The organism is Pseudoponticoccus marisrubri, from assembly GCF_001482405.1.
GTDB lineage: Bacteria > Pseudomonadota > Alphaproteobacteria > Rhodobacterales > Rhodobacteraceae > Pseudoponticoccus > Pseudoponticoccus marisrubri.
The window spans coordinates 1-23,905 of the sequence record NZ_LPXO01000019.1 but is presented as its reverse complement, the minus strand read 5'-3'; the positions used below and the strand labels follow the sequence as shown (position 1 = coordinate 23,905).

Here is a 23,905-nt window from a genome sequence, read left to right as displayed (position 1 = left end):
GCCGCGGGCAGCAGGGCCCGCCCGCTCACCGTCCGGCCGGCGGATGCGCGCGACGCATGACCGGCGACATGATCCGGTCACTGATCGCAATATCGAGCACCATCGCCCCGTCCGTGTCCCGAAATTCGGCAATTGCCGGGCCGATCTCCCCGAGCGAGGTGATTGTCCGCCCCTTCAGCCCATGGCCGCGGGCCACACCCGCCAGGTCACCGCGCCCGAAGACGGCGCCGCCATCTCCGAAACCCTGGGCCCGCAGCTTGTGTATCTCGGAGCCGTAGGCACCGTCGTTGAGAACGCAGACCAGCAGCCGGAACCCGTGGCGCCGGATCGTGTCCAGTTCCTGGGAATGCATCAGGAAACTGCCGTCGCCATCGAAGAGCACCACGACGTTGTCGCTGCGCGCGGCGGCGACGCCGATCGCGTAGGGCAGGCCGTTTCCGATCGCGCCGAACTCGCGGATCGTGTGGAAGTTCTCCACCGCACGGCCATACATGTGCGCCGCGAAATACGAACAGTGTCCCGACGAATTGACCATCTCCCATGTTTTCGGCAGGGCCTCGTCGAGCACGCGGATCACGTCGCGCGGGTCCAGGGTGCCCGCCTCCGCGTCCTGTGCGACAGGGTCGGGCGCCTCCGTCGCGATGCGGCGTGCCAGCGCGTCCGAGCGCAGGCCGCCCGGCTCGGCACGGGCGCCGAGCGCGTCAAGCAGCGCTTCCGTCGCGGCCAGCGCATCGCCCTGCACGAAACCGTCCGCCACGACACGCCCCTGGTTGATGCCGCGCGGCGCAAGGTCGACCTGCAGCGTCCGTGCGCGGGGAAACAGCTTTCCGCCATCCAGCGTATGGTGCGTGACGCTTGCCCCCACTGCGATCACGAGGTCGACATCCGCGAAAACCTCGCGCGCGAGGGCCGTGCTGAAACCGCCGGCAATGCCCATGTCGAACGGGTCGCCGCAGAACGCGCCGCGGGCGGGAAGCGTCGTGGCCAGCACGCCCGAGCAGGCTGCGGCAAGATCGCGACAGGCCCGCGACGCGCCCGAGCGGACCATGCCGCGCCCGCCCAGAACGACCACGCGATCCGCCGCCGCGATCATGTCGGCCGCGGCCGTGACCTGTGCGGGATCCGGCCGCAGGCGCGTGGGCGCAGGCATCACCTCGCGCGAGGGACGATAATCGACCTTGTCGTCGATCTCGGCCTTTTGCAGGTCCATCGGCACGCCTACCACGATCGGTCGCTGATCGAGCCGGGCCGACAGGAACGCCCGCTGGATGCTCGAGGCAAGCAGATCCGCGCTGTGGACGGCGATGTACTCTGCCCCGCAGGCACGTACCAGCGGGCCCTGGTCGAACATCTGGTTGTACCAGGGGGAGCGCAGCGGGCTTTCCCCGGCGAAGACGACCACCGGGATGCCGGCGCGGACGGCCGCCGGCAGGGCCGTGGCCAGTTGCGTCAGCCCCGGGCCGCATGTGACCGAACAAAACCCCACGTCGCCGGTGGCGCGTGCGTAGGACATGGCCATCGAACACGCGGAATGCTCGTGACGGACATGGACCGTCTGCGCCCCGAGCGCTTCGAGGCGCTGTGCGAAATGCATGTTCGCGTCGCCCAGAAGAGTGAAGTGGTGCCTGATCCCCTCGCGGGTGATCATCTCTGCCATGGCGTCATGGATTTTCATCAGCTTTTCCGATCTTGGGTGTCCGGGAGCGCGCGCTTGCGCGCAGACGGCCCGACGCGGCGGACAAGGGGAAGGGCCAGGACGATCAGGATGAGCGCGATCAGGATCATCGCGATCGGACTGCTGGCCAGCGACAGCACGTCGCCACGTGCAATGATCAGCGCCAGTCGCAGCTGCTCTTCGGCCATTGGCCCGAGGATCACGCCCAGGACGACCGGGGCCAACGGGAAGCCGGTCTTCTGCATGAAGTAGCCGAGGATGCCGAAACCGACGAGCGCGTAGATGTCGAAGATGCTGTTCTGGATCGAGTAGACCCCGATGACCGAGAGCGCGATCACCAGCGGGCCGATCAGTTCGACCGGCAGCCGCAACACGGGCGCGAACACGCGGACCGCGATGATGCCCCCCAGCAGCGGCAGGATCGCGGCGGTAAGGATCATCTGCAGGATGAATGCGTAGACAAGCACGGGCTCTTTCTGGAAAAGCCCGGGTCCGGGCTGCAGCCCGTGCACCAAGAAGGCGCCCATGATCACTGCGGCAACGGCATTGCCCGGCACGCCGAGGGTCAGCGTCGGGATCAGCGCCGAGGCGTTGTCCGCGTTGTTGCCGCATTCCGAGGCCGCGACGCCCAGGTAACTGCCCTTGCCGAACGAGTCGGGATCGGGATCGGCGCGCTTGGCCTCGTTGTAGCTCAGGAAGGCGGCCATCGTTCCGCCGACCCCGGGCAGGATGCCGATGACGATGCCGATGATCGAGGAGCGGGCAAGCGTCCTGTTCAGGCTGCGCCAGGCGCGGAAGGGCGGGGCGCCGCGCACGTTCACGGCGACACCGGCTGGATTGCGTCTGCCGGCCTGGGCCAGCTCGATCGCGGGAGGAAGGCCGTAGAGACCCGCCAGCAGAACGATGAAGTTGAACCCGCCGGTCAGGTAATAGATGTCGAGAGTGAACCGCTCGTGACCCGAGACACTGTCGATGCCGATCGTGCCGATCAAGAGCCCCAGCACGCTCGATATCAGGCCCTTGAGAGGGTCCGCGCCCAGCAGGACCGCGATGCTGCAGAGCCCGAAGAGTGCCACCCAGAAATATTCGGCGGGACCGAAGAGCAGGGTGACCGTCGACAGCGGTGGTGCCAGGACCAGCAGTGCAATGCCACTTGCCACGCCGCCGACCGCGGAGGCATAGGCCGAGACCGAAAGCGCGTTTGCCGCCTCGCCGCGCTTGGCCAGGGGGACACCGTCGAACGTGGTGGGGATCGACGAGGAGGTGCCGGGGATCCCCAGCAGGATCGCGGGGATCGCTCCCCCGTAGATGCCGCCATTGTATATCCCGGCAACCATTCCCAGCGCGACCAGCGGCTCCATCGTGAAGGTCAGGGGAATGAGGATGGCGATGCCCATGGTGGCCGTGAGACCAGGCAGGGCGCCGATCAGCACCCCGCCGGCGACGCCGACAAGCATCGCGAGGATGTTCTGCCATTGCAGGATGGCCAGAACCGCCGCGATCAGGGTTTCATAAACGGTCATAGGAACCTTGCGATCAGTTCGACGGGAAGGGGCCGCGAGAAGAGCACAACGAAGACGAGATAGGTTGCGACCAGAAAGCCCGCGGTGACCGTCAGGTTGACCCAGGCTTTCCGCAGGCCGAGCAGATGGCCGGCCACCGGCACGTAGAGCGCACTGGCCGTGAAGAACCCGATTTGCGAGACACTTGCTGCGTAAAGCCCCGTACAGGCGACGAAGGTCAGGAATTTGCCCCTGTCGCCGATGACCCGCTCTGCCGCGTGCTGGCGCGCGGCAAGGAAGCTGCGCCCGAACAGCGCAAGCGCCAGTATCGCCAGGAGACCCAGGATGAGAAGCGGAAACATCCGGGCTTCGGCCGCGGCGATATTCCGGCTGTCGAGCAGGAATACGGCCGCGGTCGCCAGAAGAACGAGCGACAGAATCCTGTCGAGCGTTCCCTGCCGCATCCGACGACTGTCGTCGGATGCGGTGTGCGGCGCGTCACTTCGATCCGACACGATGGTTTACCGCCACGGATTGGTTTCCCACAACTCGCCAACCCGCTGGTTGAGCTCGGTCAGGTAAGCCGTGTACTCATCGCGCGGCATGTAGTTCAGGGGCAGGTTCTGCTCCCGCGCCGCCTCCTGGAACTCGGGATCCTCGAGCGTCTTGCGGATCGCCTCGCCCATGGCGTCGAGAATGGCCTCGTCGGTGCCCTTCGGTGCGGCGAAGCCGCGGTCCGAACCGCTGAGCAGCGGATAGCCCTGCTCTGCAAAGGTGGGGATATCGGGGAACATCTCCAGCCGTTCGCCGGCCATGACACCGAGGATATTGATGCCACCCTGGTCAGCCGCAAGCGTCGAGGCTTCGCCTGCCCCGATCACGAGCGCCGAGATATGCCCGCCAAGGATCGCGGTTGCGGCCGGGGGAATGCCGGGAAACGGTACCTGCGTTACCTCGATCTCTGCTTCGTCGAGCAGCTTCTCGAGGCTGAGATGCATCGAGCCGCCATACCCCTGGTGCCCCACGGTCAGTGCGTTGGGCGCGTCCTGCGCCGCTGCGACGAAATCGTCGATCGACTTGATCTCGCTGTCCTTGGGAACGTTCAGCGTCGCAGGGCCGGTCACGATGTTCGCGACAAGGGCGAAGTCCTCGAACGCGTAGCGGGTTTCGCGTTCGTAGGGCAGCGTCAGGAAGGCAGGCGCATTCATGAAGCCCATCGTGTAGCCGTCGGGCTCGGCATTGGCGGTCTCGGTGAAGCCGAACTCGCCTCCCGGCCCCGGACGGTTCACGACGTTGAAATCGGCCCCTTCCACGTATTTCTCCAGATAGGGGACCATGGTCCGCGCCATGATATCGGTCCCGCCCCCGGCGGAATAGCCGACCACGAGCGTGATGGGCTGGTCATTGGGCCAATCCGCAAGAGCGATGCCGGGCAGCATTGCCAGCGCAAGCGCCCCGTAGATCGATTTTCTCATGTTATTTGTCATGTTTACCTCCCTGTTGTCTTCTTTGGTTCACGCGTCTTCAAATGCGCAGCCGCGCTCTTCAAGCACACGGTCAACCCAGCTTCGGTCGAGTGTGCCATTCAGTGTTTTTTCCATCTGTTTCCGCTCGGCATCCGATTTCCTTTTCGCGGCCTCGAGAACGTCGTCGAGCCCGCTGTGCGGAACGGCGACCACGCCATCGGCATCGCCGATGACCAGGTCGCCGGGGTCGATCGTCATGCCCGCGATCGCGATGGGGACGTTTATTTCGCCGGGGCCGTCCTTGTACGGGCCGCGATGCGTCACCCCTGCGGCAAAGACGGGCATGGATTGTCGGCCAATGCAGTCCACGTCCCTGATCGCGCCATGCAGGACGAAGCCTGCGATCCCTCGCTGTGTGGCATGTGCGACCATCAATTCACCGATCAGGGCGTTGGTCATGTCGCCGCCGCCATCCACGACGATGACGTCGTTCGGACCCGAGATGTCGATCGCCTTGTGGATCATCAGGTTGTCGCCGGGCCGCGTGCGCACGGTCACCGCTGCGCCGGCAAGCGGGCTGCCGTCATGGAACGGGCGCAGGCGGGACCCGGCGGCCGTCATGCGATGCATGACGTCGCTGACATTCGCAACCGGCAGATCACGGAACGCGGTAATCATTTCGGGGCTTGCCGATGTGGCCCGGGCGTGAACGCGAAAGCCGATCATGCCTTCGCCCTCCTGTATGAAGTTCGAACGCAGAACGCCTCGATACGGTCGCAGGCCTCGGACAGCTGGGCCGTCGGCGATGCATAAGAGATGCGGAAATGCCCCGCGAGACCGAACGCCTCGCCGAACACAACCGCGACATTCGCTTCCTCCAGCAGGGCCTCCGCAAAGTCACGGTCGGAGTCGATCGTCCTGCCGGCAGGAGACACGCGGCCGAGCAGGCCCTCGCAGGAGGGGTACACGTAGAACGCACCGTCGGGCGTGAGACATTCGAGCCCGTCGATCGCGTTGATCCGCGACACGACGAGGTCCCGACGCTCCCGGAACGACGCACGCCTCTCGGCAAGAAAGTCCTTGGGGCCTGTCAACGCGGCGATTGTCGCCCACTGGGCGATGGCATTGGGGCAGGACGTGGTCTGGCCCTGGATTTTCTCCATCACCTTGATCAGCTTCGCGGGTCCGCCTGCAAAACCGATCCGCCAACCGGTCATGGAGTAGGCCTTCGACACTCCGTTCATGGTCAGGATGCGTCCCGCCAGGCCAGGCGCGACGCTTGCCAATGTCCTGAAAGGCGCGTCCGAGTAGATGAGATGCTCGTAGATGTCGTCACTCAGGACGTGCACCTGCGGATGACGCTCGAGAACGGCCGCCAGCTCGCTCAGCCGCTGCTCGTGATAGACCGCGCCAGACGGATTGCAGGGGGAGTTCAGCATCAGCCACTTGGTGCGCGGGGTGATCGCGGCCTCGAGCTCCTCCGCGGTGATCAGGAACCCGTTCCGCGCCGAGGTCGGCACGGTGACCGGCGTGCCCCCGCAAAACGACACGAGTTCGGGATAGGAGACCCAGTAGGGCGCCGGGACGATGACCTCGTCCCCGGCATTGATCGTTGCCAGCAAGGCATTCGCGATGACCTGCTTTCCGCCGGTCGATGCCATGACCTCGCTGCGCTCGAAGCGCAGCCCGTTCTCGTCGAGGAACTTGGCGCGAATGGCATCCTTCAGCTCCGGCACGCCGCCGACATTGGTGTAGCGCGTGTGCCCGGCCTGCATCGCGTCCGACGCCGCGCGCCGGATGTGGGCGGGCGTGTCGAAATCGGGCTCGCCTGCGCTGAGAGCGATGATGTCACGCCCCTCGGCCCGCAATTCCCGTGCCCGCTGCGACGTGGCGTTCGTTGCCGATGCTTTCAGGCGCTGCGCCGCGCGCGAAAAGAACCACTCGTCCGAAGCTGTTGCGGATCCGTCTGCTGGGGGGGGCATGAATAGGTACCTTTCGAATCTTTCAAAAAACATTACACCGTTATGATTCTTCGTCAACTGGTGCTGGCGCGTGGCGTCAGACCAATGATTGCTCTCTTCATGTACTTGATTTATTTAGTGAAAATATGCTCAGGTCACGAGAGCCACGATAACCCGCCCGTCCAGTCAGGGCACGACCTCCCCTGCCCCGTCTGGGCGTGCCGAGGTCGGACGAGATGTCGGCGACCCGGCATCCGGCTGCGCGTGACCGGATGTGGCATGCCAGCTTCGCTGCTCCGGAAAGACACGCACGCGCCCTTTGCTCCGCGCGAGAAGAAGCGCCTGCCCGGTTCCGCCTCACCCTGCCCCTGACGACCTTGCCCGAGGGTCTTCGAGCCGCATCATTCGAGCGTACCGGATTGGTCGCGGTGCTGCGTCCGCGCAAAGTCGGACCCGGCGGCAACGTGCCTTGCGGACCGCCGGCCGGGCACTGCGTGGTCCGGTCTGAAGAAAACCGTTGAAGCGGCCGGGGTACGGTGCAACAGTCCGGACGCGGCCTGCCGTCACCTCGAGGGCCAGGTCCCGAGATTGGCAAGGTCTTAGATGCGGACATGATCACCCCCATTCTTCTGTGCGGCGGGTCAGGCACCCGGTTGTGGCCACTGTCCCGCAAGAGCTACCCCAAGCAGTTCGCGCCGCTGGTCGGCACGGAAACCCTGTTCCAGGCTTCTGCCCGGCGCGTCACGGGCGAGGGGTTCGCTCCGCCAAGGGTTCTGACCCATGTCGATTTCCGCTTCATCGTCACCGAACAGCTCGCCGCGATCGGCATTGCTCCGGCCGCGGTGCTGCTGGAGCCCGAGGGACGCAACACCGCCCCGGCCATCGCGGCCGCGGCGCTGGAACTGGCCGAAAGCGATCCGGACGGGCTGATGCTGGTCACGCCCAGCGATCACGCGATCCCTGACCAGACCGCGTTCCGCTCTGCCGTGACGGCCGGCATCGAAGCGGCCCGGGATGGCTGCCTCGTGACCTTCGGGGTCCGGCCCGACCGGGCGGAGACCGGCTATGGCTATCTCGAGCTTTCCGGTCAACCGGGCGCCATCGACGCCCCCGGGCCGCAACCCGTCGCAGGCTTCGTCGAAAAGCCCGATCCCACCCGGGCCGCCGACATGCTGCGCGGCGGCACCCACCTGTGGAACGCAGGAATATTCCTGTTCTCCGTCGCAACGATCCTGGCGGCGTTCGAACGTCATGCTCCCGCGATCCTGGACGCGGCCCGCAGCGCGATTGCACAGGGTCGGCCCGATCTCGGCTTTTTCCGGCTCGACTCCGACGCCTGGGGAGCGGCCGAAAGCATCTCGATCGATTACGCCATCATGGAGCGGGCGGATGCCATCGTTGCGGTGCCCTTTGCCGGCGCCTGGTCGGACCTTGGCAGCTGGAACGCGGTATGGCGCGACGGGGCGCAGGACACGGACGGGGTCGTGACCTCGGGGCCGGCCACGGCGCTCGACTGCACGGACACCCTGCTGCGTTCCGAGGAAGAGCGGCTGGAACTGGTGGGAATCGGCCTGAAGGACGTGGTGGCCATCGCCATGCCGGATGCGGTCCTGGTCGCCGATGCCGGGCGCACCCAGGAGGTCCGGATGGCACTGGACGTGCTCAAGGCGAAAGGCGCACCGCAGGCCGAAACCTTCCCGAAGGATCACCGCCCGTGGGGATGGTTCGAAACTTTGGCAAGAGGGCCGCGCTTTCAGGTCAAGCGGATCGTTGTCCACCCCGGAGCAGCCCTGAGCCTCCAGAGCCATCACCACCGGTCCGAGCACTGGATCGTCGTCGAGGGCACCGCCCGCGTGACCGTGGGCGACGCCGTGAAGCTGGTCAGCGAGAACGAGAGCATCTATGTCCCGCTGGGCGCGCATCACCGACTGGAAAACCCGGGAAAGCTGCCGATGGTGCTGATCGAGGTACAGACCGGCAGCTACCTGGGCGAAGATGACATCATCCGCTACGAGGATGTCTATGCCCGTGGATAGCACACTGCCCGCGGACAGGGCGCATCCCGGCCGGGCAGCTCCGTTCCCGCAGCATCGATGCGGCCTCCGGATGCCTCAGACCCAGCGGCCGATGGCCGTGTAATGCAGGGTCACGTCGCTGCTGTCGTTGCTGCCTGTCATCCGCACCGCGCGATAGCCGCTCACCCCGGTTGCGTCCACGCTGTGGAAAGAGGACGTGAACGCGCGTGACAATGCCCCGCTGCCGCCACCGGCCACGCTGTGCGCGACGCTCAGGGTGGGCGCCGCGACAAAGGCGGCCGGAAAGGTGATCGTCTGGCCCGTGACCGGGGTGAGGTAGGGATCGGAGAAGGTCCCCGAGCCGGCAGAGGTCGGATCCCCGAGATTGATCGCATGAGTGCAGATCTGGGTTCCGTCGGCAAAACGCACATACGTGCCGTCGGCATTGCTGCCGCGTTCGATGACGGCGCCCTCCGGCACGCCCCCGGTCTGCCAGACCTGGCCGACGATGTTGCCGCAATGGTAGAGTTCCCGCCACGGCGAGTTGCCATCGTCGCGCACCGAGCGGATTGCCGCGCGGGGCTCGTCCTGGGACAAGGTGTCGAGGGCGATCTGCGCCGATCGCGACGGGGCCCGCGACACGTTGATGATTGCCGCCCAGGTGAAGGGAGCATTCGCCGTAGAGGAGTTGCCGAAATAGTGACCGATGCTGGTGGCGAAGGGAATGTTGTTCAGATCGTTGCCATCCGGCAGCACGGCGTCCGCCGCCCCGAGCCCGAAGGCCCCGACGGTCATCACCCGGTTCGCCCCGGCATCCATCGGGCTGTCCTGGATCGCGGCACCGCTGAGCGTGCCCGTGGCCGCGTCGACCACCAGCGCGTCGGTCCAGGCAGTTCCGTCGACCGACACCTTGACATGGAAATCGTCATCCCCAGTCAACCCCATCTCGGCCCGGCCCGACCAGCCGGACTGGTAGAGCAGAGACGCGGTATCCCCCGCCGAGGCCTTGTTCACCTTGAGCTGATGGCCCGCTCCCTCGTGGGTAAGAAGCGTAGCCGGCGCGGACACGGCCAGCCGGTTGATCGGATCCGATCCGGTGCCGATCCCCAGCCCCTCGAGATTGTCCAGCAAGGACCGCCATGCGCCGTCGTGATAGATGAGCAGGGTCTGCCCAGCCAGGTTCCAGGCGCGCCAGCCGGGCTGCGGGGCGAAGAACAGCCATTGCCCGCCCTGCCACTGGGCCAGCATGTGGGCCTGACCGGCCCAGTCCCCGGCCGGAGCGGCTCCAAGCGCGTAGACAGTGCCTTCTCCCGGCAGGGCCGGCGGAACGCTCGCCTCGACCTCGGACAGGACCAGTTGCACCATCCCGTCGAGCAGGGCGAGCGCCTCGTTGTGCGTGACATGTTTCTGGGCTTGGGAGGCCGACATGAGCGGCAGCTCCAGCCGTGCGGTGGTTTCGGACATGGACCGGGCTTTCCATTCTGTGAACAACAGGAGCCCGAAGCTTGGTCCCCGCCCTTCAACAGACTATGAACGCAGCGTTCGTCAGCCTCGGGACCTCGCGGAGAGCCATCCCAGAAACGCCTTGTCCGGGCTGCGCAGCGCCGGCCGTCCCGTCTCCGCCCACCAGGCGCGCCATTCCGCCTCGAGCGCGTAAACATCGGCCCCCGGGACAAGACCTCGCGCAGCCTCGAAGGTATCGGCCGCCAGGATCGGCGCACCGGGAGCACACCCCCTGCCCCGCGCGGTGACGCTTAGCAGATCGCCCGGTTCTTCGGCCAGCAGGTAATCCGGCAGATGGTTCTCGGCGATCATCCTGCGTATCGCCGCCCGGAATACCCGCAGGGGCGCGGCGGAACCCGCCTTCTTGTGCAGCGTGGCAATCCCTATCCGCCATTCGGGCTGGTGACCGCAATGCTTGCGGGCCAACTCGTAGATGCGCCGCTCCAGCGGCTTGCGCAGGCGGAAGTAATCCCGGCTCAACGTCAGGACAGATTTGGACAGGACCGCCCTGTACAGCCATTCACTGAGGGTCACCATGACGCTGATCATCCGGCCCCCGCGGCTGCGGCGCTGGATTTCCCAGCTTTCGATCAGGCCGAATCCGCGCGTGGTTTCGACTCCCCCGGTCTCGATATTCGTGGTGATGCGCGTGCCCGCCAAGCGTTCAAACGCATCTCGCAGACGGGCATAGGCATCCCCACTGGTATCGCGGTTGGTGGCCACCAGAAGGTCATGTGCCTTCAGCTGCAGGTTGCGCGACACCGTTGCCCCGGCGTTCAGCGCTGCCATGAGCTGGCTGATGCAGTAGATCAAGATATCCTTGTCGTGGATCGTGGCCCGCCCCCGAACACTGGGCGTCACGACCACTTCGGTCTCGTTGTGGACATAGCTGAGTACGCGCCGGTCGGGCCGGGTGGAAAGCGAGAAGATGGGATGCTCCATAGAGCCCAGGTCATCTTTCGGGCTGGCCCCGACAAAATCGCAGACGAAAAAATCCGAGGTTGGATGACGGTCCGGCAACAACCCGCCGCCCTGTCCAATGGCTTCGCTCATGTGCAACCCGTCTGCTCTGCCGGACGGCCTGTCCCGCCCTCCCCGCTTGTTGACGGCGAATCCGCTATCGGGGTTTCAATGACGCCGACCCTAGATTTATCCACAGGACGCGTCCAGCCCGCTTCGGGGGATCAGAGTCCCTGCATTCGGGGGATCAGAGTCGCATGATCGGGGGATCAGAGTCGGTGTTTCTCCTGTGGAAGCCGTTTTCTTTATGTAAATCAATAAGGTATCGGACACGGCACCATTCCGTAACTATCAAATAACTTAAAATAACAGTAATTCTGGCTGTGAGTTGCAAGTCTAGCCGGCACTTACCCCCTGAAAACCCGTGCAAAAAACAATGAAAGCGCCGACATGTCAGGCTTTTTCTTCCATGTTCGCAAAAATAAGGTATGGTGTGAAAAAGTGCGAACATTGCGTTGAGGCAGCTCCTTCATGAAGTCTGAAATCCCCGCGACAACACCACCCTATTTCAACATCGACCCCGACAGCGCACTTGCCTCGCTAGGCAGTCCCACCACGACGGAAGGGTTTGGACGTATTGCACAGGCCTGTGCCGCGGGTCGCGCGGATCTTGCATCGCGCGGGATGCAGGAGGGCGGCGGGCGGCAACTGCGCCTGTTCTCCACGTGGGAGATCACGCGATACCTGATACCGGTGGCAACCGGCCATTTCCGACGGGTGCTCAAGCAGAACCCCGACCTTCCTCAGGGCCGTTCCGAAAGCGTGGGGGGCGCCAAGTGGTTCACGCTCGACGAGGTGCTGCGGCTCAAGGCGCATTTCGGCCAGGAAGGGTCGAAGACAAAGGAATATCTGCCCTACCGCCCCACCGGCCTGCCGGCCAAGCTGGTCGCGGTGGCCAACTTCAAGGGTGGGGTCGGGAAGACCTCGACCGCGGCACACCTGGCCATGTCCGCGGCGCTCGACGGCTACCGGGTGCTGGTGGTCGACCTTGACTCCCAAGGTTCGATGACGTCGATATTCGGCGGCCGGGTCGAGGATGAATGGCAGACGGTCTTTCCGCTCCTGGCTCGGCACTATGCCCGCCATTTGCGCGTCGAGAACCAACGCCGGCTGGACCGTGGCGAAGCCCCGCATCCGCTGGACGACACGTTGACCGAGGCGCTGGACGTGACCGCCGGACAGCTCGTGCAGAAGACGCATTGGCCCAATATCGACCTTATCGGGGCTCAGCTGAACCTGTACTGGGCCGAGTTCCAGGTTCCCGTCTGGCGGATGCAGAGCCGCGGTTGGAAGCTCTGGGACGCCCTGACGGAGACCTTCGAGGAGGACGGCGTGCTGGAGAATTACGACGTGATCTTCTTCGACACGCCACCGGCACTGGGATACCTCACGATCAACGGGCTGGCCGCCGCGGATATCCTGCTGGTGCCGCTTGGCGCGTCGTTCCTCGAATTCGACAGTACGGGGCGTTTCTTCGACATGCTCCATGCGACTTTCGGATCGATCGAGGAGGCCGAGAACATGGCCGCGCGGGCGATCGGGCGCGAAGGGCTGAACTTCGAATGGGATGCGGTCCGGGCGGTCGTGACACGGTACGATGCCGTCCAGCAGGGCGAGCTTGCAGCCCTGATGCAAAGCTACCTGGGTCAGGTCCTGTCACCGCACCGGCAGGATTTCACGGCCCTTATCGGCCAGGCCGGCGAGCAGGTACAGGGCATCTACGAAGCGGATTACCGTGATTTCAACCGCGAGACTTATGTGCGTGGCCGGCAGACGTTCGATGCCACCTATGCCGCATTCAAGACCCTGCTGATCGGCAGCTGGCGTCGTGACGAACAGATGCGGCAGGAGGCCGCCGCCGAATGAAGGAGATCACCGGATGGCCAAACGCAAACGTCTGAGCCCCGCCAACGCCGCCTTTCTGGCCGACCCCCCTGCCCTGCCCGAGCGGCCACGGGCAGCCCCGATTGCCGAGGTCGCGGGGGAAGTCACCGCGCATGCCGCGCTGGAAGAGGTGGCCGGCACGTTGGCGCGGGCCCGGGACGAGGGCCGCATGGTCCTGTCCCTGCCGCTCGAGGCTATCGATCAGACCTACCTGGTGCGCGACCGCCTGCCGACCGAGGACGAGGACATGGCCGCACTGGTCGAAAGCCTGCGATCCCGGGGGCAGCAGACTCCGATCGAGGTCGCACCGCTGCCGCAAGGTGGCTACGGCCTCATCTCGGGCTGGCGCCGCTGCGTTGCCCTGGCCCGGCTTCGGGCGGAAACAGGCGAGGCACGCTTTGCTGAGGTGCTCGCCCTGGTGCGCCGACCGGACCAGGCCTCGGCGGCTTATCTTGCCATGGTCGAGGAAAACGAGATTCGCGTGGGCCTGTCCTTCTACGAACGCGCCCGGATCGTGGCGCGGACGGTCGAGGCCGGAGTCTACGAGAGCCAGGGTGAAGCGTTGCGGGCGCTGTTCGCCTCGGCGTCGCGGGCCAAGCGTTCCAAGATCGGTACCTTCATCGGCATCGTCACCGCGTTGGACGGGGTGTTGCGGTTCCCCAAGGCGTTGGGAGAGCGTGTCGGGCTGAGGCTTGCCAAGGAGCTGGAGGCGGATGCCGGTCTCGCCGAGCGTTTGGGCCGGGCGCTTGAAGCGGCTTGTCCGGAGACCGCCGAGACCGAGCAGGCGGTGATCCTCCGTGTCCTGGCCGGTGACAGCCCCGGGGGTAAGGAGAACGCGGCGCCGGAGCCCGAGGAAATCGTGCCGGGGTTGCGGTGCCGTCCCGGACGCGGTGGCCGATTGACCCTTGAAGGGCCGGCACTTGATGACGCGCTGCGCGACAGGCTTCTGAGCTGGCTGAAGCGGGAATTGCAGGGCTGACGTATGCCGCGATGTTTCGCGCGCGAAACATCGCGGGCGGTTGCGCGGTTTGACAAGGGTGCGGAATTGTGACTTCTGCCCGGCACACGGGCAGGCTGCGGAGATGAGTGTGGGACAACGCGAAACTGGCGCCGGCCGGCTGGTGGCTGTCGTGGTCACGTGCAACCGTTTGACCCAGCTACAGGTCACCCTTCCGCGGCTTCTGGAGAGTCCCCCGGGCGAGCTTCACGCGGTGGTCGTCATCGATAACGCCTCGACGGATGGGACCTGGGCCTGGCTCGAGGCGCAGATCGATCCGCGTCTCCTCGTCCGCCACAGCCCGGTCAATCGTGGTGGAGCGGGCGGGTTCGCCGCGGGCGCCCGCCTGGCCGTCGAGCGCTTCGATCCGGACTGGCTGCTCATGATGGATGACGATGCCCGGCCCGAACCTGGCGCGTTGCGCGCCTTCCATGCGCTGGAGCATGGCGCATGCGAGGCCGTGGCAGCCGCCGTCTATTTCCCTGGCGGCCAGATCTGCGAGATGAACCGACCGTCCCGCAATCCCTTCTGGCACGGGCGCGAATTCATCGAGACCCTGCGCCGGGGCCGCTCTGGCTTCCACCTGTCGCCGGCCGATTACGCCGCGCCCACCGGACGCCGCGTCGATGTTACCTCCTTCGTCGGTTTCTTCTTGTCACGGCGCGGCCTCGAGATGGCGGGGTTCCCTGATCCATCCCTGTTCCTGTATGCCGATGACGGACTCTACACGCTGGGCCTGAGCCGGGCGGGCGGGCGTATCCGCTTCGAACCCACGGTCCGCTTCGAGCATGACTGCTCGACCTTCGGTGCCGCGCAGCGCGGCCAGTTCCGTCCCTTGTGGAAGACCTACTACTATCATCGCAACCTGCTGATGCTCTACCGGCTGGCGGCAGGTTGGCTGTTCTGGCCGGCCCTGTGCCTGATCCTTCCCAAGTGGCTGCTCAAGACGCGGGCACATCCCGGCATGCGAGGCCGTTTCATCGGGTTGATGCTGCGGGCCGTGCGGGACGGGTTGGTCCGACGAACCGGTGTTCCGCACGAGACGGTCCTGCGCTGGTCGGGCGAGGATGCCGGGGTCTAGGCGCCCCTGCCCTCCTGCCCTACACACGTCAGGCGTTCTGCAGGATATCGCGGTGATAGCGGCCCAGCAGCACCATCCCCAGTGCCCCGGTGACCAGCGACACGGTCAGCACGAAGGGCACCGAGACGTATTCCGGCACGTAAGTCGGGTAAATCCCCGAACGCATCATGCCCGACATGTGTATGAGCGGGTTGAACCAGAGCACGCTCTGCACGGTCTGGGGCATGTCCTCGTAGATGTAGAAGATACCCGAGGCCAAGAAGAGCGGGCGGGTCGCGATCGACCAGATCAGATCCCAGGTGGGATAGAGCCCGCTCAGCGCGCAGTTCAGGCTGCCGATCCCGAAGCCCAGCAGGATTGCCAGCAGGAAGCTGCGCAGGATCGGCATTATCTCGATCGGCGCGCGGGTCTCGGCAAAGGTGAAGGTCAGCAGCAGGATGATGAAGCTGACCATGACGCCCGTCAGGCTGTTCAGGATCAACCGTGCCAGCATCGCATCGGCCCAGGTGACGGCAGGGTATTGCAGAAGCGGGCGCGAATAGCTGATCGAGCGTGCCACCAGTACCGAAATCTGCTGGTACATGTTGAAGGTCAGATAACCCGATGCATAGAAGAGGAAAAAGTTGTTTCCCAGGGACGGGGTCCGGACCAGGAGCGAGAAGCCGTAGGACAGCAGGATGATGGCGCCGAGCGGTTCGATCACGGCCCAGACATAGCCTCCGGGCGAGCGGCCGTAGCGCGTCGACATCTCGCGCAGGATCAGGGCGGTGATGGTGCGAAGACTTGCGAAGGAACGGCGCGGAATGGCACGCAGCGGGACAGAGGCAAGATGCCGGGGATCTTCGTGTATCAAAATACAGCGCTGCCTTGCTGGTAACCGTGCCTGAGCTTGAGTAGAAAACCGGGGCTGGCTTTTCAAGGCCTCATCACGGGGAATGGTGTTCATGAGCGGTAGCGAAAAGGCTGAAGCGAAGCCCGGAAAGACGGGCGCGGGGGCGCCCCCCAGGGGGCCGCTCGGACCGGGGCCGAGGCCCGGGCAGCCGCAGCGGTCCGAGAGGATGTTCCGCTCGGACGAGACTCCGCCGGCGCCGCGCACTCCCGGTTTCGGCCAGGAAGAAACCCCGCCGGCAAGCACGGCGCAGATGCGCAAGCGGCATTGGGGGCTGATCTCCGGCCTCGTCCTGCTGGTTCTCGCCCCGCTGGTGCTGGTGGCTGTCTATCTCTTCACCGTGGCCGAAGACCAGTATGCATCGGTAACCGGCTTTACCGTGCGGCAGGAAGAGGGCGGCAGCGCGACCGATTTCCTCGGCGGTATCGATCTCTTTGCCGGTGCGGGAGGGTCCTCGGACGCGGACATCCTGTTCGAGTTCATCCAGAGCCAGAAGATCGTCGAAACCATCGATGCCCGGCTCGATCTGCGGGAGTACTATGCCCAACACTGGGAAACCGACAAGGTGTTCTCGCTCTGGCCGGACGCCTCGATCGAGGACCTCTTGTGGTACTGGAAGCGCGTCGTGCGGATCTCCTACGACCAGGGTGCGGGGCTGATCGAACTCGAGGTCCTGGCCTTCGATCCCGAGTACGCGCGCGCCTTGGCCACCGAAATCGTCGCCGAAAGCCAGGCCATGATCAACCAGCTGGCCGCCGCGGCGCGCGAGGATGCCACGCGCTATGCCCGCGCTGACCTGGACGATGCGCTGGAGCGGCTGAAGACCGCGCGGGAAGCGCTGACGGCGTTCCGGACCCGTTCGCAGATCGTCGATCCCGAGGCCGACATCCAGAGCCGCATGGGGGTCATGAACAACCTCCAGCAGCAGTTGGCCGAGGCGTTGATCGAATACGACCTCCTGCGCGAGACGTCGAACGCGAACGACCCCAGGGTGACCCAGGTCCAGCGGCGCATCGCGGTGATCCGCGAACGGATCGCCAGCGAACGGGAAACCTTTGCTTCGGGGGCCGACGATGTCGGGGCGCTGCGGGATGACTACCCCTCGCTCATCGCCGAGTTCGAAAGTCTCACGGTCGATCGGGAATATGCCGAGGAGACCTATCGCGCAGCGCTTACCGCTCTCGACGTGGCCCGGGCCAAGGCGGACCGTCGCAGCCGGTACCTCGCGACCTATGTCGAACCCACGCTTGCCGAAAGCGCGGAATATCCCCAGCGCTACGTGCTGACCGGGCTGACGGCGCTGTTCCTGTTCCTGGCCTGGTCCATCCTGGCGCTGGTCTATTACAGCATCCGTGATCGACGATAAGGGCTGACCAAGCGTGATCCGTTTCGAGAATTTGACCAAGAGCTATCGGGTAGATGGAGAGCGCAAGGTTGTCATCGACAACCTGAATGCCGTTTTGCCGACCGGCACCTCGCTGGCCCTGCTCGGCCGCAACGGGGCGGGTAAATCCACCCTGCTCCAACTGATCGCAGGCACGATCCTTCCGGACTCGGGGCGCATCGTCTCGGATGGTACGATCTCATGGCCGGTGGGGTTCGCGGGATCCTTCCACCCCGAGCTGACCGGCGCGCAGAACGTGCGTTTCATCGCCCGCATCTACGGTGTCGAGACTGATGAACTGGTCGCCTTCGTCGAGGGGTTCGCGGAAATCGGCAAGCATTTCCACATGCCCGTGCGCAGCTATTCCGCCGGCATGCGGTCGCGGTTGGCATTTGGCACCTCCATGGGAATCCGGTTCGACACCTACCTGGTCGACGAAGTCACCGCAGTCGGGGACCAGCAGTTCCGCCGCAAGAGCCGTGCGGTCTTTGCCGAGCGCATGAAGACATCGAGCGCGATCCTGGTCACGCACAACATGCCCGAGGTGCGCGAATTCTGTAACGCGGGCATGGTCCTGGAAGGCGGGCGCATCGTCTATTTTACGGATCTCGATGCCGCCATCGCCTATCACAGGGAACTGATGGACGGCTGACCGGCGGGTCTTTCGATTGCCGGAAAAATTGTCCGCGACCTCCATGATCTTGCCGCATTGATGTCCCTCGCGCGGCACCACCGCTGCGCATCTCTCGTGCCGGGCAAGGTGCGGGGGTGCGATGGTTCGGATCACATTCGAGGGCCGGGTCGGCCAGTCTCTCGGGGCATTGGGCACGGGGATCGACCAGGCCAAGGTCATAGATGGGGCCGGGGATCCGGTGATCGTGGGGCTCTCGGCGCAGGGCGGCGGTCTGGTCACGCTGGATTTCGCGGCGAACGGGCAGGCCCGCGTGGCAGACACCCAGTACCTGTCACGAAATGTCTGGGCGAACGCCACCGGCACGCTCGAGCTCATTCCCGGTGCAACCGGCACTTTCGCCGTCGTGGCCGCGGATGGCAGCGACGAACTGGTCGGCCACTCGATCCGGAGCGGGCAGATCGCGTCCTCGGCCGGCGTGTCGGGCGACAACCTCGCCGTCGATCGGAACGGTCATTACCAGATGGCGGAATCGGGATACCTTTTCGCCGCGGCGCCGAACGGCACGCTGCGTTGTTTTCGTCTCGACGAAAACGGGACCTACCGGGCGGGGCAGGTGACCCGAGACACCGATGTGACCTTTCACGACAGCCCTGGTGCCCTGGCCACCCTCCGGATCGCAAGCAAGGAATTCCTCGTCACCGCGTGCCACAACGATGCCGGGCTGTCGGTCTACGAGATCGACGCGGCCACTGGTCACCTGAGCCATACAGGCTCCCTTGGTACGGCGACGGGCCTGGGGCTTCTGGACACGCCCGTGGCGCTGGAAACGGTTGCAGCCGGGGCCGGGGGCTTCGTGATCCTGGCCACGCGCTCGGAAACCGGTAGCAGCGCGGCCTTGAGCGTGATCGAACTGTCGGCCGATGGACAGCCCAGGGTCGCCGACCACATCCTCGATGGTCAGCTGACGCGCTTCGGTGCGGTCTCGGGGCTTCAGGTCGTGACCCATGACGGGTGGACCTATGTCACCGTGGCCGGCGGTGACCAGGGGGTGAGCCTGTTCGCGCTGACGCCGACCGGGCTGCTGGTCCATCTCGAAACGATGACCAGCAGCCTTGCCGCGCCGATCGACAGCGTCGCAAGCCTGTCAGCCACCGTGGCGGGCGGGGATCTCCAGATGCTGTTCACCACGCATACCGAAACCGGCTTTACGCAGCTGAGCGCCGGGCTGTCCGGCCAAGGCCGGGTTCTCGAGGGGGGAGGGCTGCTTCAGGGCGGAACTTTGAACGACATGCTGATCGGTACGTCGAGCGGCAGCATCCTGCGCGGTGGAGCCGGCGACGACATCCTGGACGGCGGTGCAGGGCAGGACACGCTGTATGGTGGTGCCGGGGCGGATCTTTTCCTGATCGGTACGGACGGGGTCCGCGACATGATCGGGGATTTCGACCCGCTTGCGGACAGGCTCGATTTTTCGGCCGTGTCCATGTTGTACAGCATGGAGCAGATCGACTTCGCCAGCCGGCCCTGGGGGGCCGAGCTTTCCGTGCGGGGGGAGGTGCTGGAATTGCGCAGCGCCTCGGGCAACGCCCTGTCACGGGCACAGGTCGCGCAGTCCATCCAGTGGACCACCGACCGGCCACCCCTGGTGCTACGTCAGGAGCAGATCGGGCAGAGCGGCAATGACGAGCTTTTTGGACATGTCGGCTGGGACCTGATCGAGGCACTGGATGGCAACGATACGTTGCACGGCTATGCCGGCGATGATGACCTTCGCGGTGGCAATGGGTTCGACACGCTTTACGCCGGCGACGGCTTTGACACGGTCTATGGCGGCAACGGTCGGGACCTTGCCTATCTCGGCCCGGGGCACGACCTCTTCGTGGATAACGGGCAGGGGGGCGATCTGGGGCGTGACACGGTGTTCGGCGGCTCTGGTGCGGACACGATCGAGGGCGGCAACGGGGATGACGCGTTCCACGGAGAGTGGGACAACGACGTGATCAACGGTCGGCTGGGGAATGACAGCCTGTATGGTGGGGACGGGTTCGACACGCTCTATGGCGGCGATGGCCGTGACCTCGTCTATGGCGGCAACGGTCGGGACCTTGCCTATCTCGGCCCGGGGCACGACCTCTTCGTTGATAACGGGCAGGGGGGCGAGCTGGGCCGTGACACGGTGTTCGGCGGCTTTGGTGCGGACACGATCGAGGGCGGCAACGGGGATGACGTGTTCCACGGAGAGTGGGACAATGACGTGATCAACGGTCGGCTGGGGAATGACAGCCTGTATGGCGGGGACGGGTTCGACACGCTCTATGGCGGCGATGGCCGTGACCTCGTCTATGGCGGCAACGGGCGGGACCGGGTCTACCTTGGCGCTGGCCAGGACACCTATGTCGACACGGCGCAGGCCGGCGAGTTGGGCCGCGATACGATCAACGGAGGGGCCGGCGCGGACAGCTTCGTCTTCGCGGGGGTCATGTCACGCGACGTGATCGTGGATTTCGAGCCGGGTGTCGACATGTTGCAGCTGTCACGCGATCTTTGGGAGGGCTGGCGAAGCCCCGAGCAGGTCGTGTCGGACTTCGCGAGGATCACCTCCGACGGGGTTCTCCTGGAGTTCGGGGCAGGGCAGTCGATCCTGCTCGAGGGGCTGACATCCACCGATGGCCTGGCCGATGACCTGGTTCTCGCGTGAAGGCGCCTCGGATCTCCGCACGGATCGGCGTCGTCGCAGGGGCGGACGGTACGGACCGGGACATGCCCCGGCCGCACGGGTGTCAGAGCGGCGGCTTGACGAAGGCCGGCGTCTCGGCGCCCTTGTCGAGGAAGACTGCAGCGGTGTCCAGCGCCTCGCGGATGGTCACGTCCATGTCGAGATAGCGATAGGTGCCAAGCCGTCCCACGAAGGTCACGCCGCGGGCTTTCTCGGCCAGTTTGACATAATCCGCCAGCAGAGCCTTCTCCTTGACCTGACGGATCGGGTAGTAGGGGATGTCGTCCGGCTCGCAGGCGCGCGAGAACTCGCGGTAGCAGACCGAGCCCTCGTGGCTTTCCCAAGGGCTGAAATGCTTGTGCTCGGTGATGCGGGTGTAGGGGACGGCTTCCTCGCCATAGTTCATCACGGCGCATCCCTGGTAGTCGCCGTCATGCGTGAAGCGTTCGAAATCCAGGGTCCGGTAGCCAAGCCGGCCCAGCTCGTAGTCGAACCAGCCGTCCAGCGGACCGGCATAGAAGACGTGATCATAGTCCCCGGCCTTGTCCCGGGTGAACCGGACATTGAGATGCACGGTGATCGACGGGTGGTCGAGGATGCGTTCGACCATGGCCGTGTAGCCGTTCTCTGGCATGCCCTGGAACCGGTGGAAGAAGTAGTTGTCGTCGTAATTGAACCGCACGGGCAGCCGCTTGAGGATGGAGGCCGGGAGTTCGGACGGGTGCACCCCCCACTGCTTGATCGTGTACCCCTTGAAGAAGGCTTCGTAGAGATCCCGCCCGACGAAGCGCAGCGCCTGCTCTTCAAAGGTCTGGGGGTCCTCGATCGTGGTGTCGGCCTGCTCCTCGGCAATGAAGGTCCGGGCCTCTTCCGGGCGCATGGTCTTGCCGAAATACTGGTTGATCGTGTGCAGGTTGATCGGCAGCGAGAAGACTTGCCCCTGGCTCGTGGTCTTGACCCGGTTCTTGTAGGGTTTGAAGGTCTCGTACCGGTTCACGTAGTCCCAGACTTCCGCATCGTCGGTATGGAAGATGTGGGGACCGTAGACGTGGACCATCACGCCGGTTTCGTCATCGCGCTCGGTGTGGCAATTGCCGGCCACGTGGCCGCGCGCCTCGACAATGGTGATCTGGTGTCCGGCCTCGGCCAGCTGGCGACCGATGACAGCTCCGGACAGACCAGCGCCAACCAGGAGAATATGCATTGCAGGCTCCGCAATTCCGAGTTTTTTTCCGTGTCGCACAGGGTCCGGACCTTGGCAACTTGTTTGACCTGCGCCCCTCCGGCGCACCCGGAATGCCGGGCGCTGCCCCCGCGCTCCCTGTAGACAGGGACATTATGTCCGCATGGCGGGGATTGCCCTGCCGACTGGCAAAGCCGTTTAACAGGGTTGGAGGCGCAAGCGGGAGATGTCTTCGCAGAGGGGGGAATGGATGAAGGTGATACATCGTGGGCCGGTCGCGTTTCACCGCGACACGCATGCGGGCACGGGCACGGGCCGGGATGCCGCGGAAATCTCCGAAGTCGACGATGCGCCCGAGAGCCCTGCCACCCCCTATGCCATCGAGGTCGGAGACAGCTTTGCGGGCCATGTCAGCACCGTCGGGGATAATGACTGGATCGCCATCCAGCTACAGGCGGGACAGAGCTACGAGTTCCGGCTGCTGGGGTCGGCCTCGGGCAACGGGACACTGGAAGATCCCTACCTGCGGCTGCGCGACGGGTCGGGAACGCTCCTCGCCGAGAACGACGACATCATATTTGGCAGCCTGCGAGAATCCCGCCTGGTCTTCACCCCCCCCTCGGATGGCACGCATTACGTGGATGCCGGGGCCTATGGGAACTTTACCGGCAGCTACCGCCTGTTGGCCCAGCCCTACGCGCCACCGCCCACGGCCTCGCTCGACATGCTGGTCGACCAGCTCGTCTCGGACTACTGGGGGCTGCCATCCGGGGTCTCCTACCGGTTCGACACGCGGTTCAGCTCGCTCATCACCGTCGATGTCACCGGCCTGACCCCGGAGGGGCGACAGCTGGCACGGTGGGCCCTGGAGGCCTGGGAGCGGGTCGCCGATCTGACGTTCCGAGAAGTCACGGAGGGCGCCCGGATCACCTTTCGCGATGACCAGTTCGGGGCATATTCCGAGCAGGCCCTGGAGAACGGGTTCACGAGCAGCGCGACGGTGAACATCTCGACCGACTGGCTGGACAGCTATGGAACCACCATCGATTCCTACAGTTTCCTGACCTACATCCACGAGATCGGCCACGCGCTGGGACTGGGTCACCTGGGAAACTACAACGCAAGCGCGGTCTATCCCGAGGATGCGCGCTTTGCCAATGACAGTTACCAGGTTTCGGTCATGTCGTATTTCTCCCAAGGGGAGAACACGGCGGTGAATGCCGACACCGCCTTTCCGATCACGGCGATGATGGCGGATATCGTTGCCGTCCAGTCCCTCTACGGCCCCTCCGCCGTGACGGCGGGCAATACCGTCTGGGGCGCTGGCAGCACCCTGCCGGGCTATATCGGGGTCTATTTCCGCGCGCTGGCCGAGGGGACCTTCGATCGCGGTTTCCATACTGGCGGCCCTGTCAGCCTGACGATCTTCGACATCGGCGGCATCGACACGCTGGACCTGTCCTTTTCTGCCGCCGCGGATCGTGTTGACCTCCGCGGCGGGCAGTTTTCCGACATCATGGGGCTGACCGGCAACCTGGGCATCGCCCCTGGCACGGTGATCGAACGGCTGTTCTCCGGGCCGGGCAACGACACGGTGATCGGCAACGCGGCCGACAACTTCGTCTTCTCGGATACCGGAGACGACGACCTGCAGGGCGGTGCCGGGCGCGACGACCTGAGGGCGGGGCAGGGCAGCGACACGGTGTCAGCCGGCGAGGGGGATGACCTCGTCTATGGTGGCAACGGGCGGGACCTGGTGTTCCTGAACCAGGGGGACGACCTGTTCAACGACAACAGCCAGGGGGGCGCTCTGGGGCGTGACACGGTGTTCGGCGGTTATGGCGACGACACGATCCAGGGCGGCAACGGGGACGACATGTTCCACGGCGAGTGGGGCGCGGACGAGATCCATGGCCGTCTGGGCAATGACAGTATCTATGCGGGGGACCAGTTCGACACTGTCTGGGCCGGCGAAGGAGATGACCTCGTGTATGG

18 protein-coding genes are annotated in these 23,905 nt (G+C 65.1%); 8 read left to right on the top strand and 10 right to left on the bottom strand.

The features are described 5' to 3' along the window. Positions 1 to 25 precede the first annotated feature (25 nt). From AVJ23_RS19950 to AVJ23_RS19925, 6 genes are read right to left on the bottom strand one after another with little or no spacing between them, the layout of a single operon-like run. Entirely contained in the window at positions 26 to 1,675 is a 1,650-nt protein-coding gene (locus AVJ23_RS19950) for a thiamine pyrophosphate-binding protein (RefSeq protein WP_058863995.1), read from the bottom strand. Then, positions 1,675 to 3,198, bottom strand: a complete 1,524-nt coding sequence (locus AVJ23_RS19945; RefSeq protein WP_058863994.1) for a tripartite tricarboxylate transporter permease — start codon at positions 3,196 to 3,198, stop codon at positions 1,675 to 1,677. The genes AVJ23_RS19950 and AVJ23_RS19945 overlap by 1 nt, the downstream gene beginning before the upstream one ends. After that, on the bottom strand, positions 3,195 to 3,641 hold the full coding sequence (locus tag AVJ23_RS19940) for a tripartite tricarboxylate transporter TctB family protein (protein WP_058863993.1): 447 nt from the start codon (positions 3,639 to 3,641) through the stop codon (positions 3,195 to 3,197). Before AVJ23_RS19940 ends, AVJ23_RS19945 begins: the two co-directional genes overlap by 4 nt. 57 nt (positions 3,642 to 3,698) lie before the next feature. Next, complete coding sequence (locus AVJ23_RS19935; protein WP_058863992.1) at positions 3,699 to 4,652, bottom strand: tripartite tricarboxylate transporter substrate binding protein; 954 nt, start codon at positions 4,650 to 4,652, stop codon at positions 3,699 to 3,701. 39 nt (positions 4,653 to 4,691) lie between these two features. Continuing rightward, complete coding sequence (locus AVJ23_RS19930; RefSeq protein WP_058863991.1) at positions 4,692 to 5,369, bottom strand: RraA family protein; 678 nt, start codon at positions 5,367 to 5,369, stop codon at positions 4,692 to 4,694. Further along, a complete protein-coding gene (locus tag AVJ23_RS19925) occupies positions 5,366 to 6,625 on the bottom strand; it encodes a pyridoxal phosphate-dependent aminotransferase (RefSeq protein ID WP_058864026.1) in 1,260 nt (419 codons plus the stop codon). The genes AVJ23_RS19930 and AVJ23_RS19925 overlap by 4 nt, the downstream gene beginning before the upstream one ends. A 590-nt stretch (positions 6,626 to 7,215) precedes the next feature. Here AVJ23_RS19925 and AVJ23_RS19920 point away from each other — a divergent pair. After that, entirely contained in the window at positions 7,216 to 8,640 is a 1,425-nt protein-coding gene (locus tag AVJ23_RS19920) for a mannose-1-phosphate guanylyltransferase/mannose-6-phosphate isomerase (RefSeq protein WP_058863990.1), read from the top strand. A gap of 75 nt (positions 8,641 to 8,715) precedes the next feature. Here AVJ23_RS19920 and AVJ23_RS19915 read toward each other — a convergent pair whose 3' ends face one another. Both AVJ23_RS19915 and AVJ23_RS19910 read right to left on the bottom strand, forming a co-directional pair. Further along, positions 8,716 to 10,083: a DUF2793 domain-containing protein gene (locus tag AVJ23_RS19915; protein ID WP_058863989.1), complete on the bottom strand. Its 1,368-nt coding sequence runs from the start codon at positions 10,081 to 10,083 to the stop codon at positions 8,716 to 8,718. An 81-nt stretch (positions 10,084 to 10,164) separates the two neighbouring features. Continuing rightward, entirely contained in the window at positions 10,165 to 11,175 is a 1,011-nt protein-coding gene (locus tag AVJ23_RS19910; RefSeq protein WP_058863988.1) for a replication initiator protein A, read from the bottom strand. A gap of 438 nt (positions 11,176 to 11,613) precedes the next feature. On the opposite strand from AVJ23_RS19910, the gene AVJ23_RS19905 reads away from it, so the two are divergent. The 3 genes from AVJ23_RS19905 to AVJ23_RS19895 all read left to right on the top strand — a co-directional run bounded on the left by AVJ23_RS19905 (position 11,614) and on the right by AVJ23_RS19895 (position 15,104). Next, the gene (locus tag AVJ23_RS19905) at positions 11,614 to 13,008 is read left to right on the top strand and encodes an AAA family ATPase (protein WP_058863987.1); all 1,395 of its coding nucleotides are present in this window, start codon (positions 11,614 to 11,616) and stop codon (positions 13,006 to 13,008) included. Positions 13,009 to 13,021: 13 nt separating this feature from the next. Next, on the top strand, positions 13,022 to 14,005 hold the full coding sequence (locus AVJ23_RS19900; RefSeq protein WP_058863986.1) for a ParB N-terminal domain-containing protein: 984 nt from the start codon (positions 13,022 to 13,024) through the stop codon (positions 14,003 to 14,005). A gap of 103 nt (positions 14,006 to 14,108) precedes the next feature. Continuing rightward, the gene (locus AVJ23_RS19895) at positions 14,109 to 15,104 is read left to right on the top strand and encodes a glycosyltransferase (RefSeq protein WP_058863985.1); all 996 of its coding nucleotides are present in this window, start codon (positions 14,109 to 14,111) and stop codon (positions 15,102 to 15,104) included. Positions 15,105 to 15,132: 28 nt separating this feature from the next. Here the strand turns inward: AVJ23_RS19895 and AVJ23_RS19890 are convergent, their stop codons facing one another. Further along, complete coding sequence (locus tag AVJ23_RS19890; RefSeq protein ID WP_240484737.1) at positions 15,133 to 15,852, bottom strand: ABC transporter permease; 720 nt, start codon at positions 15,850 to 15,852, stop codon at positions 15,133 to 15,135. A gap of 394 nt (positions 15,853 to 16,246) precedes the next feature. Here AVJ23_RS19890 and AVJ23_RS19885 point away from each other — a divergent pair, with 394 nt between their 5' ends. The 3 genes from AVJ23_RS19885 (at position 16,247) to AVJ23_RS19875 (ending at position 20,709) form a co-directional block, all read left to right on the top strand. Further along, complete coding sequence (locus AVJ23_RS19885; protein WP_058864024.1) at positions 16,247 to 17,359, top strand: KpsE/RkpR family capsule polysaccharide export protein; 1,113 nt, start codon at positions 16,247 to 16,249, stop codon at positions 17,357 to 17,359. Positions 17,360 to 17,372: 13 nt separating this feature from the next. Beyond that, positions 17,373 to 18,029 (top strand): ABC transporter ATP-binding protein, encoded by a 657-nt coding sequence (locus tag AVJ23_RS19880; RefSeq protein ID WP_058863984.1) that lies wholly within the window; start codon positions 17,373 to 17,375, stop codon positions 18,027 to 18,029. 121 nt (positions 18,030 to 18,150) lie between these two features. Beyond that, positions 18,151 to 20,709 (top strand): calcium-binding protein, encoded by a 2,559-nt coding sequence (locus tag AVJ23_RS19875; protein WP_058863983.1) that lies wholly within the window; start codon positions 18,151 to 18,153, stop codon positions 20,707 to 20,709. A gap of 82 nt (positions 20,710 to 20,791) precedes the next feature. On the opposite strand, the gene glf is transcribed toward AVJ23_RS19875, so the two are convergent. Continuing rightward, positions 20,792 to 21,931 (bottom strand): UDP-galactopyranose mutase, encoded by a 1,140-nt coding sequence (gene glf / locus AVJ23_RS19870; RefSeq protein WP_058863982.1) that lies wholly within the window; start codon positions 21,929 to 21,931, stop codon positions 20,792 to 20,794. 229 nt (positions 21,932 to 22,160) lie between these two features. Between glf and AVJ23_RS19865 the strand changes: the two genes are divergently transcribed. Further along, positions 22,161 to 23,905: M10 family metallopeptidase C-terminal domain-containing protein (locus AVJ23_RS19865; protein WP_058863981.1), on the top strand; the 1,745-nt coding region annotated here is incomplete at its 3' end.

Bases quoted from the DNA above. Each gene is read 5' to 3' on its own strand.
- AVJ23_RS19950 (WP_058863995.1), bottom strand. From the start codon at position 1,675: ATGAAAATCCATGACGCCATGGCAGAGATGATCACCCGCGAGGGGATC.
- AVJ23_RS19945 (WP_058863994.1), bottom strand. From the start codon at position 3,198: ATGACCGTTTATGAAACCCTGATCGCGGCGGTTCTGGCCATCCTGCAA.
- AVJ23_RS19940 (WP_058863993.1), bottom strand. From the start codon at position 3,641: ATGCGGCAGGGAACGCTCGACAGGATTCTGTCGCTCGTTCTTCTGGCG.
- AVJ23_RS19935 (WP_058863992.1), bottom strand. From the start codon at position 4,652: ATGAGAAAATCGATCTACGGGGCGCTTGCGCTGGCAATGCTGCCCGGC.
- AVJ23_RS19930 (WP_058863991.1), bottom strand. From the start codon at position 5,369: ATGATCGGCTTTCGCGTTCACGCCCGGGCCACATCGGCAAGCCCCGAA.
- AVJ23_RS19925 (WP_058864026.1), bottom strand. From the start codon at position 6,625: ATGCCCCCCCCAGCAGACGGATCCGCAACAGCTTCGGACGAGTGGTTC.
- AVJ23_RS19920 (WP_058863990.1), top strand. From the start codon at position 7,216: ATGATCACCCCCATTCTTCTGTGCGGCGGGTCAGGCACCCGGTTGTGG.
- AVJ23_RS19915 (WP_058863989.1), bottom strand. From the start codon at position 10,083: ATGTCCGAAACCACCGCACGGCTGGAGCTGCCGCTCATGTCGGCCTCC.
- AVJ23_RS19910 (WP_058863988.1), bottom strand. From the start codon at position 11,175: ATGAGCGAAGCCATTGGACAGGGCGGCGGGTTGTTGCCGGACCGTCAT.
- AVJ23_RS19905 (WP_058863987.1), top strand. From the start codon at position 11,614: ATGAAGTCTGAAATCCCCGCGACAACACCACCCTATTTCAACATCGAC.
- AVJ23_RS19900 (WP_058863986.1), top strand. From the start codon at position 13,022: ATGGCCAAACGCAAACGTCTGAGCCCCGCCAACGCCGCCTTTCTGGCC.
- AVJ23_RS19895 (WP_058863985.1), top strand. From the start codon at position 14,109: ATGAGTGTGGGACAACGCGAAACTGGCGCCGGCCGGCTGGTGGCTGTC.
- AVJ23_RS19890 (WP_240484737.1), bottom strand. From the start codon at position 15,852: ATGTCGACGCGCTACGGCCGCTCGCCCGGAGGCTATGTCTGGGCCGTG.
- AVJ23_RS19885 (WP_058864024.1), top strand. From the start codon at position 16,247: ATGCGCAAGCGGCATTGGGGGCTGATCTCCGGCCTCGTCCTGCTGGTT.
- AVJ23_RS19875 (WP_058863983.1), top strand. From the start codon at position 18,151: ATGGTTCGGATCACATTCGAGGGCCGGGTCGGCCAGTCTCTCGGGGCA.
- glf (WP_058863982.1), bottom strand. From the start codon at position 21,931: ATGCATATTCTCCTGGTTGGCGCTGGTCTGTCCGGAGCTGTCATCGGT.